Below are 16192 nucleotides of genomic sequence, written 5' to 3' on the forward strand. Positions count from 1 at the left end.
GCCAGCCGCACATATCACAAAAAAACTTACTATCAGCAGGCATACAGAGAATCCGGCAAGCTGTCGCAGATACTTTGCCCATTATTCAGGCAGAGGTGCCCATATCTTCCGCGCAAGCAGCCATTCGACTTGTAAGAAAATGTGTTGCTCACTTTTTTGTAAGAATCTGTTCCGACGAGAGACCAAGGCCTGTGCGGGGAGAAACCCCGACACTATTTTTCGGAGGTTCAATATCATGAAAACAAACATCATTGTCAGCACCGCCCTGCTTGGCGCATTAGCGATGGCCGGCACCACCACCGTAGCCAATGCCAAATCGGGCATGGCTATGGAAAAATGCTATGGCATCAATGCAGCCTATAAAAACGACTGCAGGTCGCCGGGTCACTCCTGCGCCGGTCAGGATGCCACAGCCAGAGACCCGCAAGCATTTATCGCAGTGCCAGCCGGTCTGTGCGCCAAAATTGATGGCGGCAGCACATCAGCCGGCAAGTAATATGTCTGCAATGGAACCGACGTTGTCGGGGCCTGTGTCGATCCCGGTACGTGCCGGGATCGGCTTGCGCCCCCCGCATATGGCACTGGTAATGGACGAAAAACCGGACGCGCACTGGTTTGAGGTCCATAGCGAAAACTTTTTCGGCGGCATCGAAATGATCGGTCTGCTTGAGCGCGTCCGCCGCGATTACCCCGTCAGCCTGCACGGTGTCGGCCTCTCACTGGGCTCAGCCGATGGTCTGCGCATGGCACACCTGGAAAAACTCAGCCGGCTGATCGAGCGTATTGAACCGGGTCTGGTGTCGGAACATATCTGCTGGGGTGCCATCGGCAATGTCCATCTCAACGAGCTGCTGCCACTGCCCTACACCGAAGAAGCACTCGATACTATGGTTGAACGCGTGCTTGTTGTGCAGGAATTTCTGGGACGCCGCATCCTGCTTGAAAATCTCTCCAGCTATCTAGAATTCAGTCACTCCACCATCCCCGAGTGGGAATTTGTGGCAGCCCTGAGTAGGCGCTCGGGCTGCGGCCTGCTGCTTGATGTGAACAATGTCTATGTCAACAGCATCAATCACGGTTTTGATGCGGAGGCCTACATCCGGGCTATGCCCGCCGATGCGGTAGCCGAGATACATCTGGCCGGACATACACGCAAGGAGCATCTGAATGTACCGCTCCTGATCGATACCCATGACCGGCGCGTCTCTCCCGAGGTGTGGGCCCTATTCGACCTTGCTGTGCGCCTGCTCGGGCCAAAGCCGACGCTGATCGAATGGGATCAGCAGATTCCGGATTTTTCTGTACTACAAGCGGAGGCCGCTCTGGCCGAGGAGTTGATGCATGCCCCAATCGCCATCACTGCTTGAGTTGCAGCGTGCCTTCGCTGATTCAATGCTGGGGGAGCACTATCCTCTGGCGGCATGTGTGCGCCCGCATGGGCTTAAAGCCGAACAGCGATTACAGGTCTACCGTAATATAGTAATGATCACCGCTACGGATGTTCTGCGTACAAGCTACCCGGCCGTGCTCGCTCTGGTCGGCGAGGAGTTCTTTAGCGTGGCCGCCACCCGCTATCTGCGCACCTATCCGTCACAAAGCGGTAACCTGCAGGATTACGGCGCGCACTTTGCGGATTTTCTTGCCGTCATGCCCGAGGCGCTTTCGCTCGACTATCTGGCTGATGTGGCCCGGCTGGAGTGGGCCAGACAGCAAGCCTATCTGGCCGGTGAGAGTGCGCCGCTTGATAGCAGCCGGGCGGGTGCTGTTGTAAACAGTGGTTTGCACCTGTTACTGAGGCCGGACGTGCACCTGATCAGCTCCCTGCACCCTGTTCTCGATATCTGGCGCTTCAGCCAGGCCCCCTCCCCTGAAGGCCTGAGCCTGGGCACCGGCGGCCAGCACATACTGGTATGGCGCGACAAAGATCAGGTCGCCATGCAGGCCATCGATCAACCCGCAAGCCGCTTTATCGCGGCACTCATTGAGGGCGCCAGCATGGACAAGGCTTACGCCAAAGCCACAGAGGATGAGACGGAGTTCGACCTGCAGGGACTGATCACCCTGCTATTGCATCATCAACTGATCTGCGCGATTGAGGAGCACACAACATGAAAAACATGATGATATCAATCCATGCAGCCTACATGCATGTGGCACTACTACTTGAGCGAACCGGTCCGCTTAGCCTGCTGCTGTTTCGCCTGTGGGTGGCGCTGGCCTTCTGGCGAGCCGGTGTGGTTAAATTAAACGATCCCGGCGGCACGGCCTATCTGTTCAACTATGAATATCATGTGCCATTGCTCTCACCCGATCTCGCCGCCCAGCTGGGTACCGGCATCGAACTTGTTTTTCCCTGGTTGCTGGCTCTGGGCCTGATGGGGCGAATGTCGGCGGCATTTCTGTTCGTCTACAATATTGTCGCCGTCATCTCCTATCCCGATCTGTGGCCGCACGGCTTCTGGGTCGGTCTGTGGGGCAACGACTTTATCGATCATAAGGCCTGGGGACTGATGCTGCTGGCACTGACGCTCTACGGACCGGGAAAACTATCGCTTGATGCAGTGATCGCCCGCTGGCTCTCGCCGCGCATCTCAGCTTGCCGGTAGTTAAAGCCAATCAGTTATAGACTTGTTCGGATACCGGCATTTATCCGGTCAGATTAATATTGATTTCAAACCTAGCCTTCTTAGAAAACCCTGGTGAAACGCACTTGACACCGATATGTCCGGCCAATAATTTATGGCGCATGAAATTGAAAGTTGCGCATTCTTCTTGCCTAATTATTACCATCATTCCATAGGAATGGTGGGTTTTTGATGCGCTTATAATTTATCAAACCCGCCGAAGAGGCGGGTTTTCTATTTCTGCCTCATGGGATTTGTCTCAGATAATGGAGGTAGTATGAAAAAAATAACAGTTTTCGGTAAGCCCGGAAGTGGTAAGTCCACTTTAAGTAAAAATCTGGCATCAGCTACAGGTATACAATTGCATCCATTAGATTCAATTGTGTATAAAAAAGATGGCGAATTGGTAGACCGAAAGACGTACGACAGCGCGCATGAAAATATACTATCCTCTGATAGTTGGATCATTGATGGCCTTGGGCCAATTGAGTCATTTAATAAGCGCCTGGATGTAGCTGATACATTGATCTATATAGATCTACCTTATAGGGACAGCTATTGGCTAGTGACAAAGCGACTTCTAAAAGGGTTGGTTGTTAAGCCCGAGGGTTGGCCTGATGGTAGTTCAATATTAAAAGGAACTTTGGCAAGTTATAGAACGTTAAAACTGTGTCCCAAGTTTTGGAATGATGATTTTATGAAAAAATTAGAAGCAATATCGACAAACAAATCGTTATATGTAATTCGGTCAATGTCTGAATTAAATGCCTTTGTTGAGAATCATGTGGAATTCAAGACAACCAACAAGTAGCAGCATCGGAAAATACTGGCTACGCTCACATTTTCTGGCGAGGCAGGCATTCGCGAGTTGCGCTGCGACGTTAGCTCACAAGTTCTGGGGTGCCCCTTCAGTCCCTCAAACGAATGTCCGCACTTGGCCGGTTTAAGTCATTCAAGCCATGCAACCACCAGCACCATGTAACAGCCCTCGGGCTGCGCTTTGGTTTATCAAACGGCGGTTAATCATCCTCGCTGGTGACGTCGATACGAATGCCATCTTCGTCCACACACACGGCAACCACCATCGGCCGGCAACAAACGGAGCAATCCTCGGTATAGGCTTGCGAACCGGCGGCGGATGCATCTACCTGCAGCCGGATCTCTTCGCCGCAATAGGGGCAACGGGTATTGACGGATTCAAGGGCGTTCATAAGCGCATTATAGCAGTGATTCGGCCGGGTTGATTGTGTCAGCTGTAGACATGGACAGAAATACGCTGACCAGGGGCTTAAGCACCCTGTCTATTCAGCTACGCTTTGCATTCAGACGCCAGTCGTAGTCCTGATATTCGATGTCGATGTGGCCGGCCAGCAGGCGTTTGGTATCGGCAGCCGAGAGACCGAGAGCTGCGGCATGGCGGGCAAAGAACGACGGTAGCGCGTGCAGTCCCCGCCACCCCTTTTCGAAATCCTCCCGGTACCATTTGAAGATCGATGAAACCCTGAGTATGCCGTCCTCTAAGCGGTTGCGGCTGTGATCGCTGAGAAACAAACGCGTCTGCTCATCCAGCTGGGTATCGAGCCGGTCGCCGCTATAGGCCTCGGGACGCAGGGCCGGGCAGCCGATGCTGGCGCAGTTGACGGCGAAATGGATACGCGGGTCGTTATAGCGGCCCGATCCGCGGATCAGGTAATGTTCGATATCATCGAGTGAGCGGGTTTTACCCAGCAGCGGAATGAACGCCTTGTGCCAGGGGGAGGAGAAAAGAGAGCCAGTATCCTTGATCGATTTGATATCGGGATAAGCGGTCAGCACCAGAGCCACCGTCCAGGCGTTATATGCATTGATCAGAAAGGCCAGCTGCTCTTTATTGTCCCATTGGTCGAATTCATCCGGCTTCACGCCGGAGAGTCGATCCTGATACGCCTTAAGACGTGTTTGTGCCGCGGCAAAGCCTGCATAATCGACAACCGTGGTCGCGCCCTGCGGCTGCACATACGCTTTAAGCAACGCATCCCACTCACCGTGATCGAACGGCTCGGCACCGGCTGCAGGCACCAGAAACCAGCTGCATAGCAGCAGCAGAGATGCGCGCAACATTGCCCTACCCCCTGCGCCAGGTGTGATAGCGAGCCAGCCAGCTTAAAACCCGCTTCGGCGCATGCGCGCGCTTCCACTCACCGGCTGCATATTTATTGGCCTCAGCCCACGTAGGATAGGTATGAATGGTGCCGAGAATCTTGTTCAGGCCCAGCCCGTGCTTCATCGCCAGTACAAACTCGGCCAGCAGATCGCCCGCATGCTCGCCGGCAATGGTGACGCCGAGCATACGGTCCTTACCCGGCAGAGTTAATATCTTCACAAAGCCGTGAGCCGCACCATCGGCAATGGCACGATCCAGATCATCCAGCCCGTAGCGCGTCACCTCATAAGCAATACCCTGCGCTTTCGCCTCCTGCTCATTGAGCCCTACTCTTGCCACTTCCGGATCGATAAATGTAGTCCACGGAATGACCCGATAATCGACCCTGAACCGTTTCAGATGACCGAACAGCGCATTGACCGACGCATACCATGCCTGATGCGCGGCGGTGTGGGTAAACTGATAGGGACCGACCACATCACCGGCGGCATAAATATTGGGATAGATGGTTTCCAGATATTCATTGGTATTGATCGTGCGCCCGGTTTCGATGCCCAGCTCTTCCAGCCCGTAACCCTCAAGCCGTGCAACCCGGCCGACCGCGCACAGCAGCTCATCAAACTCAATGGCCAGCTCCTCTCCGTCATGCTCAACGACAATAAGCTTGCGCCCCTCTTTAACCTCACAGCGCAACGCCTTGTAACCGGTCAACACGCGCACGCCATCGCGCTCCAGCGCAGCGCGCGCCAGCGCCGACACCTCCTCATCTTCACGAGCCATGATGCGCGGTGCCATCTCGATCTGGGTAACGTGTGATCCCAGCCTGGCCATGCTCTGGGCCAGCTCACAGCCGATCGGGCCCCCACCCAATACCACCAGCCGTGCAGGCGCGGTATCGAGTCTGGCGAATGCATCCCACAACGTATCGCTGGTCAGATAACCGACCTCATCAATGCCCGGCAGCGGCGGCACAAATGGCCGGGCACCGGTGGCAATCACAATCGTGCGCGTGGTCAGCCGCTGCACCTCACCGCCGTTCAGTGTCACCTCCACCGTCCACGGATCGACAATGCGGGCATAGCCCTGCAACACCTCGACACCGAGATCGGTGTAGCGCTCCACGCTGTCGTGCGGCGCCACCTTGCCGATCACCTCATGCACCCGCTCCATCACCTGTTTAAAGGAGAAGCGCGGCTCATCCCCGGTTAGGCCGTAGTGATCGGCATGTCGCATCTGGTGGGCCAGTTTCGCACTGCGGATCAGGGCCTTACTCGGCACACAACCATAATTGAGGCAATCGCCCCCCATCTTGCCGGCCTCAATCAACGTAACTTTGGCCTTCACCGCCGCCGCGATATAGGCCGAGACCAGGCCGCCGGCACCTGCGCCAATCACAATCATGTTACGATCGAAACCGGCCGGCTTCTGCCAGCGTGCATAAATGCGACGCCGTTTAATCAGCGCCACGGCTTTTTTGGCCAGCAGCGGGAAGAGTCCGAGCAGGGCAAACGAGAAGAGCAGCGCCGGCGAGAGAATGCCGGATAACGAATCGAGCTGTGCCAGCTGCGTACCGGCATTCACATAGACAATGGTGCCGGCCAGCATACCGAGCTGGCTGACCCAGTAGAATGTCACCGCCCGGATCGCGGTCAGCCCCATCAGCAGATTGATCAGAAAGAACGGGAATGCCGGAATCAGCCGCAGGGTGAAGAGGTAAAAGGCGCCGTCACGTCTGATGCCCGCATTGATCGCGCGCAAACGCTCACCATCAAATTTTGCATGCACCGTATCGCGCAACACATAGCGGGAAACCAGAAAAGCGAGCAAGGCGCCCACGCTTGAGGCGAAGGAGATGATGATAGTACCGGTAAGCAGGCCGAACAGCGCGCCGCCGGCCAGCGTCATGATCGCCGCCCCCGGCAGGGAGAGTGCCGTCACCAGCACATAGATCAGGAAATAGAGGCCTGCCGCCAATAGCGGGCTGGATGCCCGCCAGGCTTCAAAGGTGGAGAGGCTGGCCTTCATCCCGTCAAGCGTAAGCAGCTTATTGAGATCAAAGTAAAAGAACAGGCTCACCGCCAGCACCATCAGCAGAACCAGAAACAGTTTTTTCATCAACATTCTCCTCATGGTGCGCTGCAGGCAACAGATGCAAATATGACGCTTTTAGCCCAAATAGTCAGCACACAGCCATTAGACGGCGTTTTAAGCAGATGCTTACAAGGAGATTCAGGTGAACGGAAGGATTGTCGGATGCTGATCTAAAGCTGCTTTGCCTTGTGCAGGTTTAGCCCACTGAAAGCAGCTGTCTGAGGCTGAAACAGAAAAAGGGCCCGGCATTTCTGCCGGACCCTTGTTTTATATGGTGCTCCCTGAGCGATTCGAACGCCCGGCCTTCTGATTCGTAGTCAGGTGGTCACTGAACAGTATGAAACACCATGACAATAATGAAACATGATTATTTGACTATTTAATAACAATTTACATAATGATGGCTATTCATGGTGTTGCACGATACGGCACCTTGTTACGCTATAAAGGGAACCCCAAGGGGAACCCATATATTTCGAGGCAACATGAAATTTACCGATAGAAGTATCAAGTCTATTAGACCAACAGGAAAACGCTTTGAGGTTCGTGAGACAGGGAGAACGGGGTTCGCAGTTCGTGTCTCGACAACTGGAACCAAGACATTTGTTTTTATTTACAAAATCAATGGACAAAAAAAACGGCTTAGTTTTGGAACATACCCAGCGATGTCGCTCAATGAAGCACACCTCCTATATGAAGAAGCAAAATTAGAGTTGGAAAAAGGAAATGACCCAGCTCTAATCAAGGCCAAAAAATCTCAACTTGAAAAGAATGAAGTGACCATTCCTGAGCTAATCAAGCTGTACATCAACCAATATGCCAAGGTACGAAAAACGTCATGGGAAGAAGATGAGCGACAACTCAACAAAGACATTTTACCGAGGTGGAAGAACAGGAAAGCAATTGAGATTAATAAGTCGGATGTACATGCTGTACTTGATACCCTAATCGAGCGAGGTGCTCCTATTGGGGCAAATAGACTTCTGGCGGTACTAAAAAAGGTGTTCAATTATGCAAAAGAAAAGGGATATGTTACGAATAACCCTTGTGATGAGATTACCCCTCCTGCAACCGAAACATCAAGAGACAGGGTGCTAACGGCGAATGAGATTAAGACTTTCTGGCATCAACTTGATTGCACCAATATGCATTCAAGCACAAAAAACGCACTTAAATTTCAGCTTATTACACTTCAGCGAAGAAAGGAAGTAGCCCTTGCTCGCTGGAATGATATCCATGGTGATACTTGGGTTATTCCTGCTGGAACCGCCAAGAACAAAAAACGACATGACGTTCATTTATCTCAGTTCGCTAAAAAACTATTAATCGAGGCTAAGTCATACTCTAAGGATTCACCATTCCTATTTCCTTCGCCTTGTGGTGCTGGAAGCAAGCATATACGTCCAGATGCATTGTCCAAAGCGGTGAAAAGAAATATGGAGACACTAATGGTTCAGGACTTTTCACCCCATGATTTGAGGAGAACCGCAGCCACTTTTTTAACCAAATCAAAAATTGCAAATAGACTTGTTCTGTCTCTAATGTTAAATCACTCACAGGGCAAGAGTGTCACAGCGGTGTATGATAAATATGAGTATTTCACTGAACAGCAAAAAGCTTGGGAGGCTTGGGGTGTTAAACTGGAAGAAATTATTGCTTAATTAACTCGGTTCGCAGCACCCCACCCACCTCACCAACAAGGTGCTGATTTTTCGGATTTTCATTGTAACGCCGCAGCAGCAAAAGACGGAATGGCAGTTTCATTCCGCCTTTTGTTGTCTGCAAAGTAACACTGAAAAGCGGAAAAATGCGAACCGCTCCTAAATTCCGGCACCACTCCCTCATGATACCTCCCCATACTGCACATCAATTTCTCCCTGAAACAGGCAAGCCTCTCCTTCAGTTCATAAACATCCTCATCTCGTTCCTCATCAGCATATCCCAGAGCCTTCCGAGTAAACTGGATACGCACATTCCGCTTCATTGCCGACGTAGTAACTGAAAACCCTGACGTGGTAGTTCGTGCAATCTCAAACCCTTCTTCATGAATCAACGGCTCTAATTCATTCAGCAACTCATGTGCTGTAATTTCACCATCAGCACCATCGAACACATATCTCCCTTCATCATTCAGCAGCCACAGAAGATTCTTAATATCCTCGGCAACATGCTTAGCAGATAATCGAAACAATGTCCCTGACTTACAAGGCGCATCCAGCCCATACGTGGCATTCACAACATCCTTCCACGCGTTGAACCTCTGCGTATCGCCCCTCGCAGTCACAAACGGCTGATACACTTTCCCACTACCCAAGTCGTAACGTAATGTCACAACATGATAATGGTCCCCATGACTTACAGCCATATAGGGCATCCTCCCCTTATCACATAACCCTGCTGCAAGCTCATCGATATACGAATCCAGAATCTGAAGGCGCTGGGCTTCTGTTGTGCGTTCCATATCAGAGTCCGAGAATGATAAAACTGAATGCGTGTATGGAGTCTTGCTGGGGATATCGAGAGACATGAGAGAGAGTAGCTCGGGCATTGTGCCAGTGACTTGTTTTACGACTGGGCGGGGTTTGCCGTCAGCGTCCTTCTCTTGGAAAACGTAGGCGAGAACAGCATCTATGCTTGTTCCCGACTTTTTTGTTGGTATAAATTTAACCAACATTAGCTGCTCATGTACTTCGATTTCATTTCCTGAATTGTCGCATGGAATACCTGCATCGTAAGGTCGTAATGTGCACACATCTTCTTGATGTCTTCATGTACGACTAACTCATCATTGGCTGAATCAAGTGAAGCGAAGAAGTAACTCAGTTCACGTAGTCCAATGCCCACATCAATCATAGCCTGATTCATTTCGTGTCCAAAATTAACTCGGTGCATTACTTGTACAGCGCCATCTTTTGCAAGGCTTTTTGCCTTGATTAGTTCTTTGGGGCTAATATCCAATGCCCGCGCCTCTTCGGCTATTTGCTCTACCTCCCTTTGATTGAAATATATGCTCTCGCTCTTTCCTGCTTTTTTCTGTTCCATGATATTGTCTCCATTCATAATATAAATTTGCATCCAATTTCTGTATGCGTCTTTAGATTATACCGGATACGGAAAATTAAAACAACCCTAACTTATTGTTTTTATTACAATATATTGACTTTTACTTTCTAATTAATATATTGAAAAAGCTCCCCAACGCCGTGATGCAATGGATAGGCGGACCTTCTAAAGACCTTGGTAAAGAACGATAATCAATTTAGCCGGTTTTCGCATAGGCTGGTGACAGGCTTAGTTAGACCTCTTCTTGTCTATTGCGAAGGGCAATGACGGGCGCATCCAGTTTTTTTAGCCATTCGAGAGTTGATTGGAAAGACGGCAAACCACCTTGGAAGCATCTTAATAAATTTACTTAAATGAAGGAATTGTGTCAGGGATACTCATCTCAATAACAGGAGCATCATAGTCAAATTCACTCAGCAATAAGGCCGATTGGATTACAAAATCAAAACAAAATTGTACTTCTTCGAATGAAAATGACCTCTGGCGTTGAGTCCAAACAATTTGATAATTGCCAGCCGCTGCTCTATTCACCTGTGGAACATAATATTTAAACCGGCCATATCGACGATAATCAATCCCTAATGCAAATATTTTCATTGCACTTTGCATGTCCCCCAAAGTATCGGTAAGCACTTTCATATAACGTCGAAGCCCTTCAAATTCTTCTTTATCAGTTATTGGGAAGTCATGGTCTAAAAAGGTGAGGTCATGTCCAAATTCAAATGGTGAAGAATAAAATGGGGCGCTTTTGCTGTTTTCATAATCCCTGATTATCACATCAAACGATAAAGCCACTTGTTCTAATGCTTCCTTGTATCGCTTCTCCTCTATATGAGTTTCAGCCAATTTTAAGTGATGCTTAGCCTCAGCAGAAGCAACCAACTCAATTAATGAAATAGTGGAAAATGGTATGCCAAAAACTAAAGGCGTGTTGTCTTCGAAGAAACTCGTTGCACTTGCCCTGAATGATTCAATATCAATCTTTGATGGTAATGTTCCATGATGCTTTAGCATCACCCTGCTCTTATTCAACCTTCGCATAGATTCTTTTTGTTGGAGTTCTGTTTCAGAAAGTTTTTTTGAAATTATTTCCCAGTAGTCAAGAAAATTAGCATTGGATGCATTTGCGCCTAAATACTCAGAACCCAGTTGAAGAAACAATTCGATGGCATCGTGAAATGAAAGTAGCGACATACAATTTAGTGGCTCTGGTGATAGTGATTGATTAACCGCAGAAGAATAAACTGCCTTGATGAAGGCCAACCTCTGTATCGTTGTCTCATATAAGCTCATATTTACCTCTTACTATATAGCAAGTTTGAATAAAAAGGATGCTACCCTTTATCTAGCCGCAGAACAGCAGCAGATATATTCTGACATGGAAATAGTTCATGTAGGATTATGGATTTATAGCGACCATCTTCAAAATAATTGGAGGGTCTCGGGAGGCGGAGCCTCATGAGCAAGCAACACGCCTACAGGCGGGTTTTGCTTGTACATTTCTATTATTGCGTCTGTAGACGATGATGCCAGATTCCTGAGGGTTGCCTAATCCGCCTCATCAGGATGCCCATTCCTCTCCTTTCCAGAGGGTGTTACCTCATTCAGTAAACAGTTACACGGGAGACTGTTACCTACAGTATTGAGTATCCGAATTCCGGATACTCGGAGTGTTCGAGAACGGAACTTAGAAGTGCCTGAGAACAGACTCTTGAGAGGCTGATTCTGGCATTTTATAGGCTTGCCTGTTGTCGATTCATTCGGAGGAATTCCACTTTTCCTTGATAGGCTCTATCAAGGAAAAGTGGAATTTTGGATGCTGGTATCAATGCTGAATTGGCACTTCACAAGCAAAGCTAAAATCTATCTGCAATGTACGCGTGCAACTCACTTAATGGCACTTCTTGCGAAGAGTTTCCACTTCTAACATAAAACTTTTCAGACTTAACGCCGTTCTTATCAGTTACTTTTAAATACAACGGCCTAGTTCCGCGCTTAATATCTATTCGACAAATTTCATTTTCGGCTACAACTGGAAATGTAATTCTGAGGTTTCTAGTGGCGAATGATACTCCAAATTCTTTATTAACCAGATTCCTTAAGTGTAACTCAAACTCATCCTTTGCCCCCCCTAATGACGAGTAGTCCTTTTCAAGACCGAGCGATACTCCCCCATCATCAACACCAATCAATAAAGTACCACCATCACCATTATTGAATGCAGCAATAGATTTAAGAATCACTTCTTCAAGCTTCTTATTAATTTTACCTTCTTTATAACTCCACCGAAGTGATGACTTAAACTCTAATTTATTATTTTCACCTTCGTTAATCATATCTTCAACTCTATGAGGGTGAATCTGACTTATTAATTTAAGACTTCTATCACCACGCATAGAAACCCTACATTTATCTTTAATCTGACAAAGCCTCATGCGTAATAAGGTATTTGTGTTTGCTGGATATAATTTTTCATACGTATCTAATAAGTTCCATACAAACTTTGAAAACTCTTCATTTGAGTCATTAATCACATTGACTATTGCATTGGCAGTTTCTTTCCAAGGCTCCAGAGCCACCCCTTCTGACAAGCTTCTGTATAACATTATGAGAATAATAGACTCTGCTATATCAAAGTCACATCTTTCTAAAGCTGTTTGGGCAAATTTTGCATAAAATTTATTGTTAAAATACCAAGAATGGTTTTTAGTATCTGTGTCCATATGCAAATCACAGCCATATGAATCAAAGCATATACTTGCTAATTGCAATTCGAAGTTAAAAACTTCCTTTATCATATCTTCTGGCGTTTTATGATGTACCCATGCCCAATAATAATCTATTGGGAGGAAGAATGGTTTACCCTCTTCTACTACTGAATAATTATTTAATTTTTCTATAGCCTTGTTAAACCGAAGCCAGTCATTATCGCTTAAATACCAAGCAATATCATAGCCATAGTCCCCCAAAAGAATATCTGGTAAACTTACTGCTGCCTCAATATATATCCTATTTTCAACAGGGTTATCCGATAATCTTTCAATATATGAAATAACCATAGGAATAAACATGTTTTCTTCAAATAAGCCCCCCCCCGCAGTAAGCTCATTAGAGATTTTAGTTATTCCAACATGTTTTGACACTAGTGCTAGTTCTCTACTTGTTACTATAATAAATCTTATAATATTATTTATTATATGTTCTTTACTAGTAACATCCGATTCATGAGCCTCTATAGCAAGCAGTGACCACGACGCTAACGCAAGCTCAGACAAAGTCTTAATATTATCGAACTTGTTGCGCCCCCCAAGATTTAGCAATGCCCATAGTGATGAAATTAATGAAATATGCCTAGCAGTACAACCACCCCATAAAGTAACTGACTCTTTTGTCATAAGTCTTGCAGATATATATTTCACTACTTCATAATAAAAAACCTGAGCTGCTGGAACATCACCAGCATTATTGTCTTCTGACTTGATTGAGAGGGGGTTCTTAGCTCCATGAAAATGACTCCCAATATAAACATCAATTGTTTTAAGCGGAGATTTGCTGTATCGTGAATTCTTGTCGCTGCTAACCTTCCAGTCTGAGGATTCAGCGACAAATTCAAAAGAAAAGAAGCTTCCAAAGCCTCCGTTCGAATCAAACTCATCTCGATACCTATCAAGTACTTGCCGGACTCCACTAAAAGGTTCTAAATCCACCTGACTATCACTTTTCTCAGAGTTTCCCATTTCAGGAATATTTTGATTTCCATTAGTCGCCCATCGCTCCTTATAAAAATCAACGATTTTCAGCAGATATAAAGATACATGATATATATCGGCACGTTCAACCAATTCTAAACTTTCTATCTCTTGCAATAAATCTGAATCAACACTTCTTTGTTCAATGCAAGCTGAGCACCAGAGTAATAAATTTTCCCATTGTTTTTGTTTGAAATAGTTGCCTTTATTACTTACATTGCTAACAGGTATACTTATAATGTTGTTTTTTTTCATACTTCCTCTGTTCTAGTGAATTCACAATTCAATCAAACAAAAATGGGCTGAATATATGGAAAGCACGGATTCAACTGCTAAGTGCAACTCAAGTGAGTTTCGTTTTGGTATTAAAGAACACCTCATGAGGTGTTCTTTATCCCAGCGTTTTTCGATATCGATAATTGAGTCTATGCATGATGAAGTCAATCTCTTGGTGTGAAACAGTGTTGAATTTACGATTTCTGGGAATGTATTGCCGCACCAAGCCATTGCTGTTTTCGTTAAGCTCTTTTTCCCATGATGCATAAGGATTGGCAAAAAAGGTATTTGCCTACAAACCAGCAAAGTAAGTGCCGTAGATAAGGTCTTTAGCATGCTCTCTCCAAATATATTCACGCTGAAAAGCGGGGACAAACAACTGTTTATCATCAATTTTATCAAAAATTTGCCCAATTTTCACAGAAGCCCCCCCTCGTGTTTCATGGATTGTGGTCATCATGATAGGATGTTTCGAACATGCTCGCTGTCAAGATAATGTGCGCTCTTTGGTTCTACAATCACAAATTATATTGAATAGGTACCCAAATCCACCTGTTACCTGATGCTGTAAACAGTCTCCCATCCAACTGTTACCTATTCCCGATAACAGCCTCATCAGGATGCCCTTTGTCTGAATCCTAATTCCGCATAGCATACAAACCATGTCAGATATTCTTGTTCTCGATACCGAAACCACCGGCTTAGGTGATGACGCTGAAATCATTGAAATAGGCATTATCAATGGCAGTGGTGAGACAGTCATGAATACTCTTGTGAAACCCACCATATCGATTCCAGAAGAGGCTACTGCCATTCATGGCATCACTGATAATGACCTGCTCAACGCTCCTGTCTTTGCTGATGTTGTTGAGGAATTAGAGGGGCTGATTCAGGGCAAGATATTGCTGATATATAATGCCGACTATGATTTAAGACTACTCCGCCAGAGCGCCAGAAAATCCAAAGTACAAATAAATTTGGAACCAGCAGAAGTCAGGTGTGTCATGCTTGAATATGCCAAATTCTTTGGCGAGTGGAACCCCAAATATGAGAACTGGAAATGGCAGTCACTTGCTAATGCAGCAAGGCGCACTGGCTATGTTCCTGCTGAAGGAATGTTGCCGCATAGAGCCATTGCCGACTGCGTTGCGGCACTGCATGTATACCGGCATATGCATCCGGAAAACGATGCCGAGTTGTAACCGGCAACCTGCTTCAATGGATAGTCGGAGGCGCTCCACAGCACTTCTTATATTTCTTTCCCGAACCACATGGGCAAGGGTCATTCCTGCCAACCTTCTGCTCACGCCGTACCGGCATTGATGTAAGCCCAGCAGCAGGATTGGTTCGATGTTCAAGCCAGTATGCGTGAATAGAAACCACCGCATCCGGCACCGCATTCATCCACTTTTCGGCATCGCCTTCTTTCTTGGTAATCTCTATTCCAAAATCATCACCAAGCCTCTTCAGTGGCGTCACAAGCTTGGGGTTATCAGCCCAAAGCGTTACCCATGCCTCGCCAAACAAGCGGGAGCCAAGCAGAAAGCCTTCACACCATTCAGCAGCTCCCCATTCGGCTGAGCGGAAATAGGCTGGTTCAAATGCTGAAGGATTAGTCGCAAAGGTTTCGGCAATTTCATTCCAGACCTCCATGAACAAACCCATCGTCTCCTGCATCTGTTCCATACTATCATAAACAATTTGTTCCTTGCCGTAGTACATGTCCCAAATCCAAGGCATGTAGCCTGATGGAGGAATCAATTCAGGGCCAATTACCAATGCTGTTAAGAACCCTTCCAGCGTAGATGCATCCATCGCCGTCTCAGGCACATTGTCGGAACATAGAATGTCATCAAGGGCCTGAAGCTTACTATCAATAGGAAGCCCTGTGTCAGAGTTAGACGGCGAACCAATCAATGACTGGATACCCTCATCCTCAATCGTTTTAAGAGCCTCTTTGAATGCCTCGTTATCTGTGTCGAACAGGTCGTTCCAGACCGAGGAATTGCCATATTTATCCACGACCTCAAGAACCCAGCCCTTGTCGTCAACACCACGGTATATTTCAACCCTAACGGTTTCTCCATCGGCAGAAACATCTTGGCATAATGGTGACGACATCAGTTCGTAGTCTTCGCTCATATAGGCTCCTCTCGCATCGGACGATAACAGCTACCATTATTATAAGTGATGGCAATAACAAGAATACATACAGAGCTTGAATCAACTCCCTACCTTTATAGGCG

The 16192-nt window shown here is 47.3% G+C and carries 16 protein-coding genes and 1 tRNA gene; 7 read left to right on the forward strand and 10 right to left on the reverse strand.

All coding sequences use genetic code 11. The features are described 5' to 3' along the window. Nucleotides 1-235: 235 nt before the first annotated feature. From SPV1_RS12235 to SPV1_RS12255, 5 genes are all read left to right on the forward strand, one after another. The gene (locus SPV1_RS12235) at nt 236-496 is read left to right on the forward strand and encodes a BufA1 family periplasmic bufferin-type metallophore (protein ID WP_009851537.1); all 261 of its coding nucleotides are present in this window, start codon (nt 236-238) and stop codon (nt 494-496) included. A gap of 1 nt (nt 497) precedes the next feature. Beyond that, nucleotides 498-1367, forward strand: a complete 870-nt coding sequence (gene bufB, locus SPV1_RS12240) for an MNIO family bufferin maturase (RefSeq protein WP_040881871.1) — start codon at nt 498-500, stop codon at nt 1365-1367. Then, the gene (locus SPV1_RS12245; RefSeq protein WP_009851539.1) at nt 1342-2112 is read left to right on the forward strand and encodes an HvfC/BufC family peptide modification chaperone; all 771 of its coding nucleotides are present in this window, start codon (nt 1342-1344) and stop codon (nt 2110-2112) included. Before bufB ends, SPV1_RS12245 begins: the two co-directional genes overlap by 26 nt. Before the next feature lie 5 nt (nt 2113-2117). Continuing rightward, entirely contained in the window at nt 2118-2606 is a 489-nt protein-coding gene (locus SPV1_RS12250) for a DoxX family protein (protein WP_050754756.1), read from the forward strand. A gap of 295 nt (nt 2607-2901) precedes the next feature. Then, a complete protein-coding gene (locus SPV1_RS12255) occupies nt 2902-3435 on the forward strand; it encodes a P-loop NTPase family protein (protein ID WP_018294570.1) in 534 nt (177 codons plus the stop codon). Between the two features lie 208 nt (nt 3436-3643). On the opposite strand, the gene SPV1_RS12260 is transcribed toward SPV1_RS12255, so the two are convergent. The 4 genes from SPV1_RS12260 to SPV1_RS14390 all read right to left on the reverse strand — a co-directional run bounded on the left by SPV1_RS12260 (nt 3644) and on the right by SPV1_RS14390 (nt 7193). Beyond that, entirely contained in the window at nt 3644-3835 is a 192-nt protein-coding gene (locus SPV1_RS12260) for a CPXCG motif-containing cysteine-rich protein (RefSeq protein ID WP_009851542.1), read from the reverse strand. A gap of 94 nt (nt 3836-3929) precedes the next feature. Then, complete coding sequence (locus SPV1_RS12265; protein WP_009851543.1) at nt 3930-4724, reverse strand: DUF547 domain-containing protein; 795 nt, start codon at nt 4722-4724, stop codon at nt 3930-3932. Between the two features lie 4 nt (nt 4725-4728). Further along, on the reverse strand, nt 4729-6882 hold the full coding sequence (locus SPV1_RS12270) for an FAD-dependent oxidoreductase (protein WP_081442004.1): 2154 nt from the start codon (nt 6880-6882) through the stop codon (nt 4729-4731). Nucleotides 6883-7130: 248 nt separating this feature from the next. Beyond that, nucleotides 7131-7193: transfer RNA gene (locus SPV1_RS14390), tRNA-Arg, on the reverse strand. Nucleotides 7194-7343: 150 nt separating this feature from the next. Between SPV1_RS14390 and SPV1_RS12275 the strand changes: the two genes are divergently transcribed. Next, nucleotides 7344-8519: a tyrosine-type recombinase/integrase gene (locus SPV1_RS12275; RefSeq protein WP_009851545.1), complete on the forward strand. Its 1176-nt coding sequence runs from the start codon at nt 7344-7346 to the stop codon at nt 8517-8519. A 59-nt stretch (nt 8520-8578) separates the two neighbouring features. Here the strand turns inward: SPV1_RS12275 and SPV1_RS12280 are convergent, their stop codons facing one another. From SPV1_RS12280 to SPV1_RS14395, 5 genes are all read right to left on the reverse strand, one after another. Next, on the reverse strand, nt 8579-9532 hold the full coding sequence (locus tag SPV1_RS12280) for a hypothetical protein (RefSeq protein ID WP_009851546.1): 954 nt from the start codon (nt 9530-9532) through the stop codon (nt 8579-8581). After that, nucleotides 9532-9900 carry a hypothetical protein gene (locus SPV1_RS12285; protein ID WP_040881872.1) on the reverse strand — a complete coding sequence of 123 codons (369 nt, stop codon included), beginning with the start codon at nt 9898-9900 and terminating at the stop codon, nt 9532-9534. Before SPV1_RS12285 ends, SPV1_RS12280 begins: the two co-directional genes overlap by 1 nt. Before the next feature lie 366 nt (nt 9901-10266). Beyond that, a complete protein-coding gene (locus SPV1_RS12290) occupies nt 10267-11214 on the reverse strand; it encodes a hypothetical protein (RefSeq protein WP_155806671.1) in 948 nt (315 codons plus the stop codon). A gap of 563 nt (nt 11215-11777) precedes the next feature. Next, nucleotides 11778-13925 carry an AlbA family DNA-binding domain-containing protein gene (locus SPV1_RS14035; RefSeq protein ID WP_050754742.1) on the reverse strand — a complete coding sequence of 716 codons (2148 nt, stop codon included), beginning with the start codon at nt 13923-13925 and terminating at the stop codon, nt 11778-11780. Nucleotides 13926-14238: 313 nt separating this feature from the next. Further along, nucleotides 14239-14403: a hypothetical protein gene (locus SPV1_RS14395; protein ID WP_155806673.1), complete on the reverse strand. Its 165-nt coding sequence runs from the start codon at nt 14401-14403 to the stop codon at nt 14239-14241. Between the two features lie 205 nt (nt 14404-14608). Here SPV1_RS14395 and SPV1_RS12305 point away from each other — a divergent pair, with 205 nt between their 5' ends. Further along, a complete protein-coding gene (locus tag SPV1_RS12305; protein ID WP_009851553.1) occupies nt 14609-15148 on the forward strand; it encodes a 3'-5' exonuclease in 540 nt (179 codons plus the stop codon). A 13-nt stretch (nt 15149-15161) separates the two neighbouring features. Here SPV1_RS12305 and SPV1_RS12310 read toward each other — a convergent pair whose 3' ends face one another. Next, the gene (locus tag SPV1_RS12310; RefSeq protein ID WP_009851554.1) at nt 15162-16088 is read right to left on the reverse strand and encodes a UPF0149 family protein; all 927 of its coding nucleotides are present in this window, start codon (nt 16086-16088) and stop codon (nt 15162-15164) included. Nucleotides 16089-16192: the final 104 nt, after the last annotated feature.

The sequence above is a fragment of the Mariprofundus ferrooxydans PV-1 genome (assembly GCF_000153765.1).
Taxonomy (GTDB): Bacteria; Pseudomonadota; Zetaproteobacteria; order Mariprofundales; family Mariprofundaceae; genus Mariprofundus; species Mariprofundus ferrooxydans.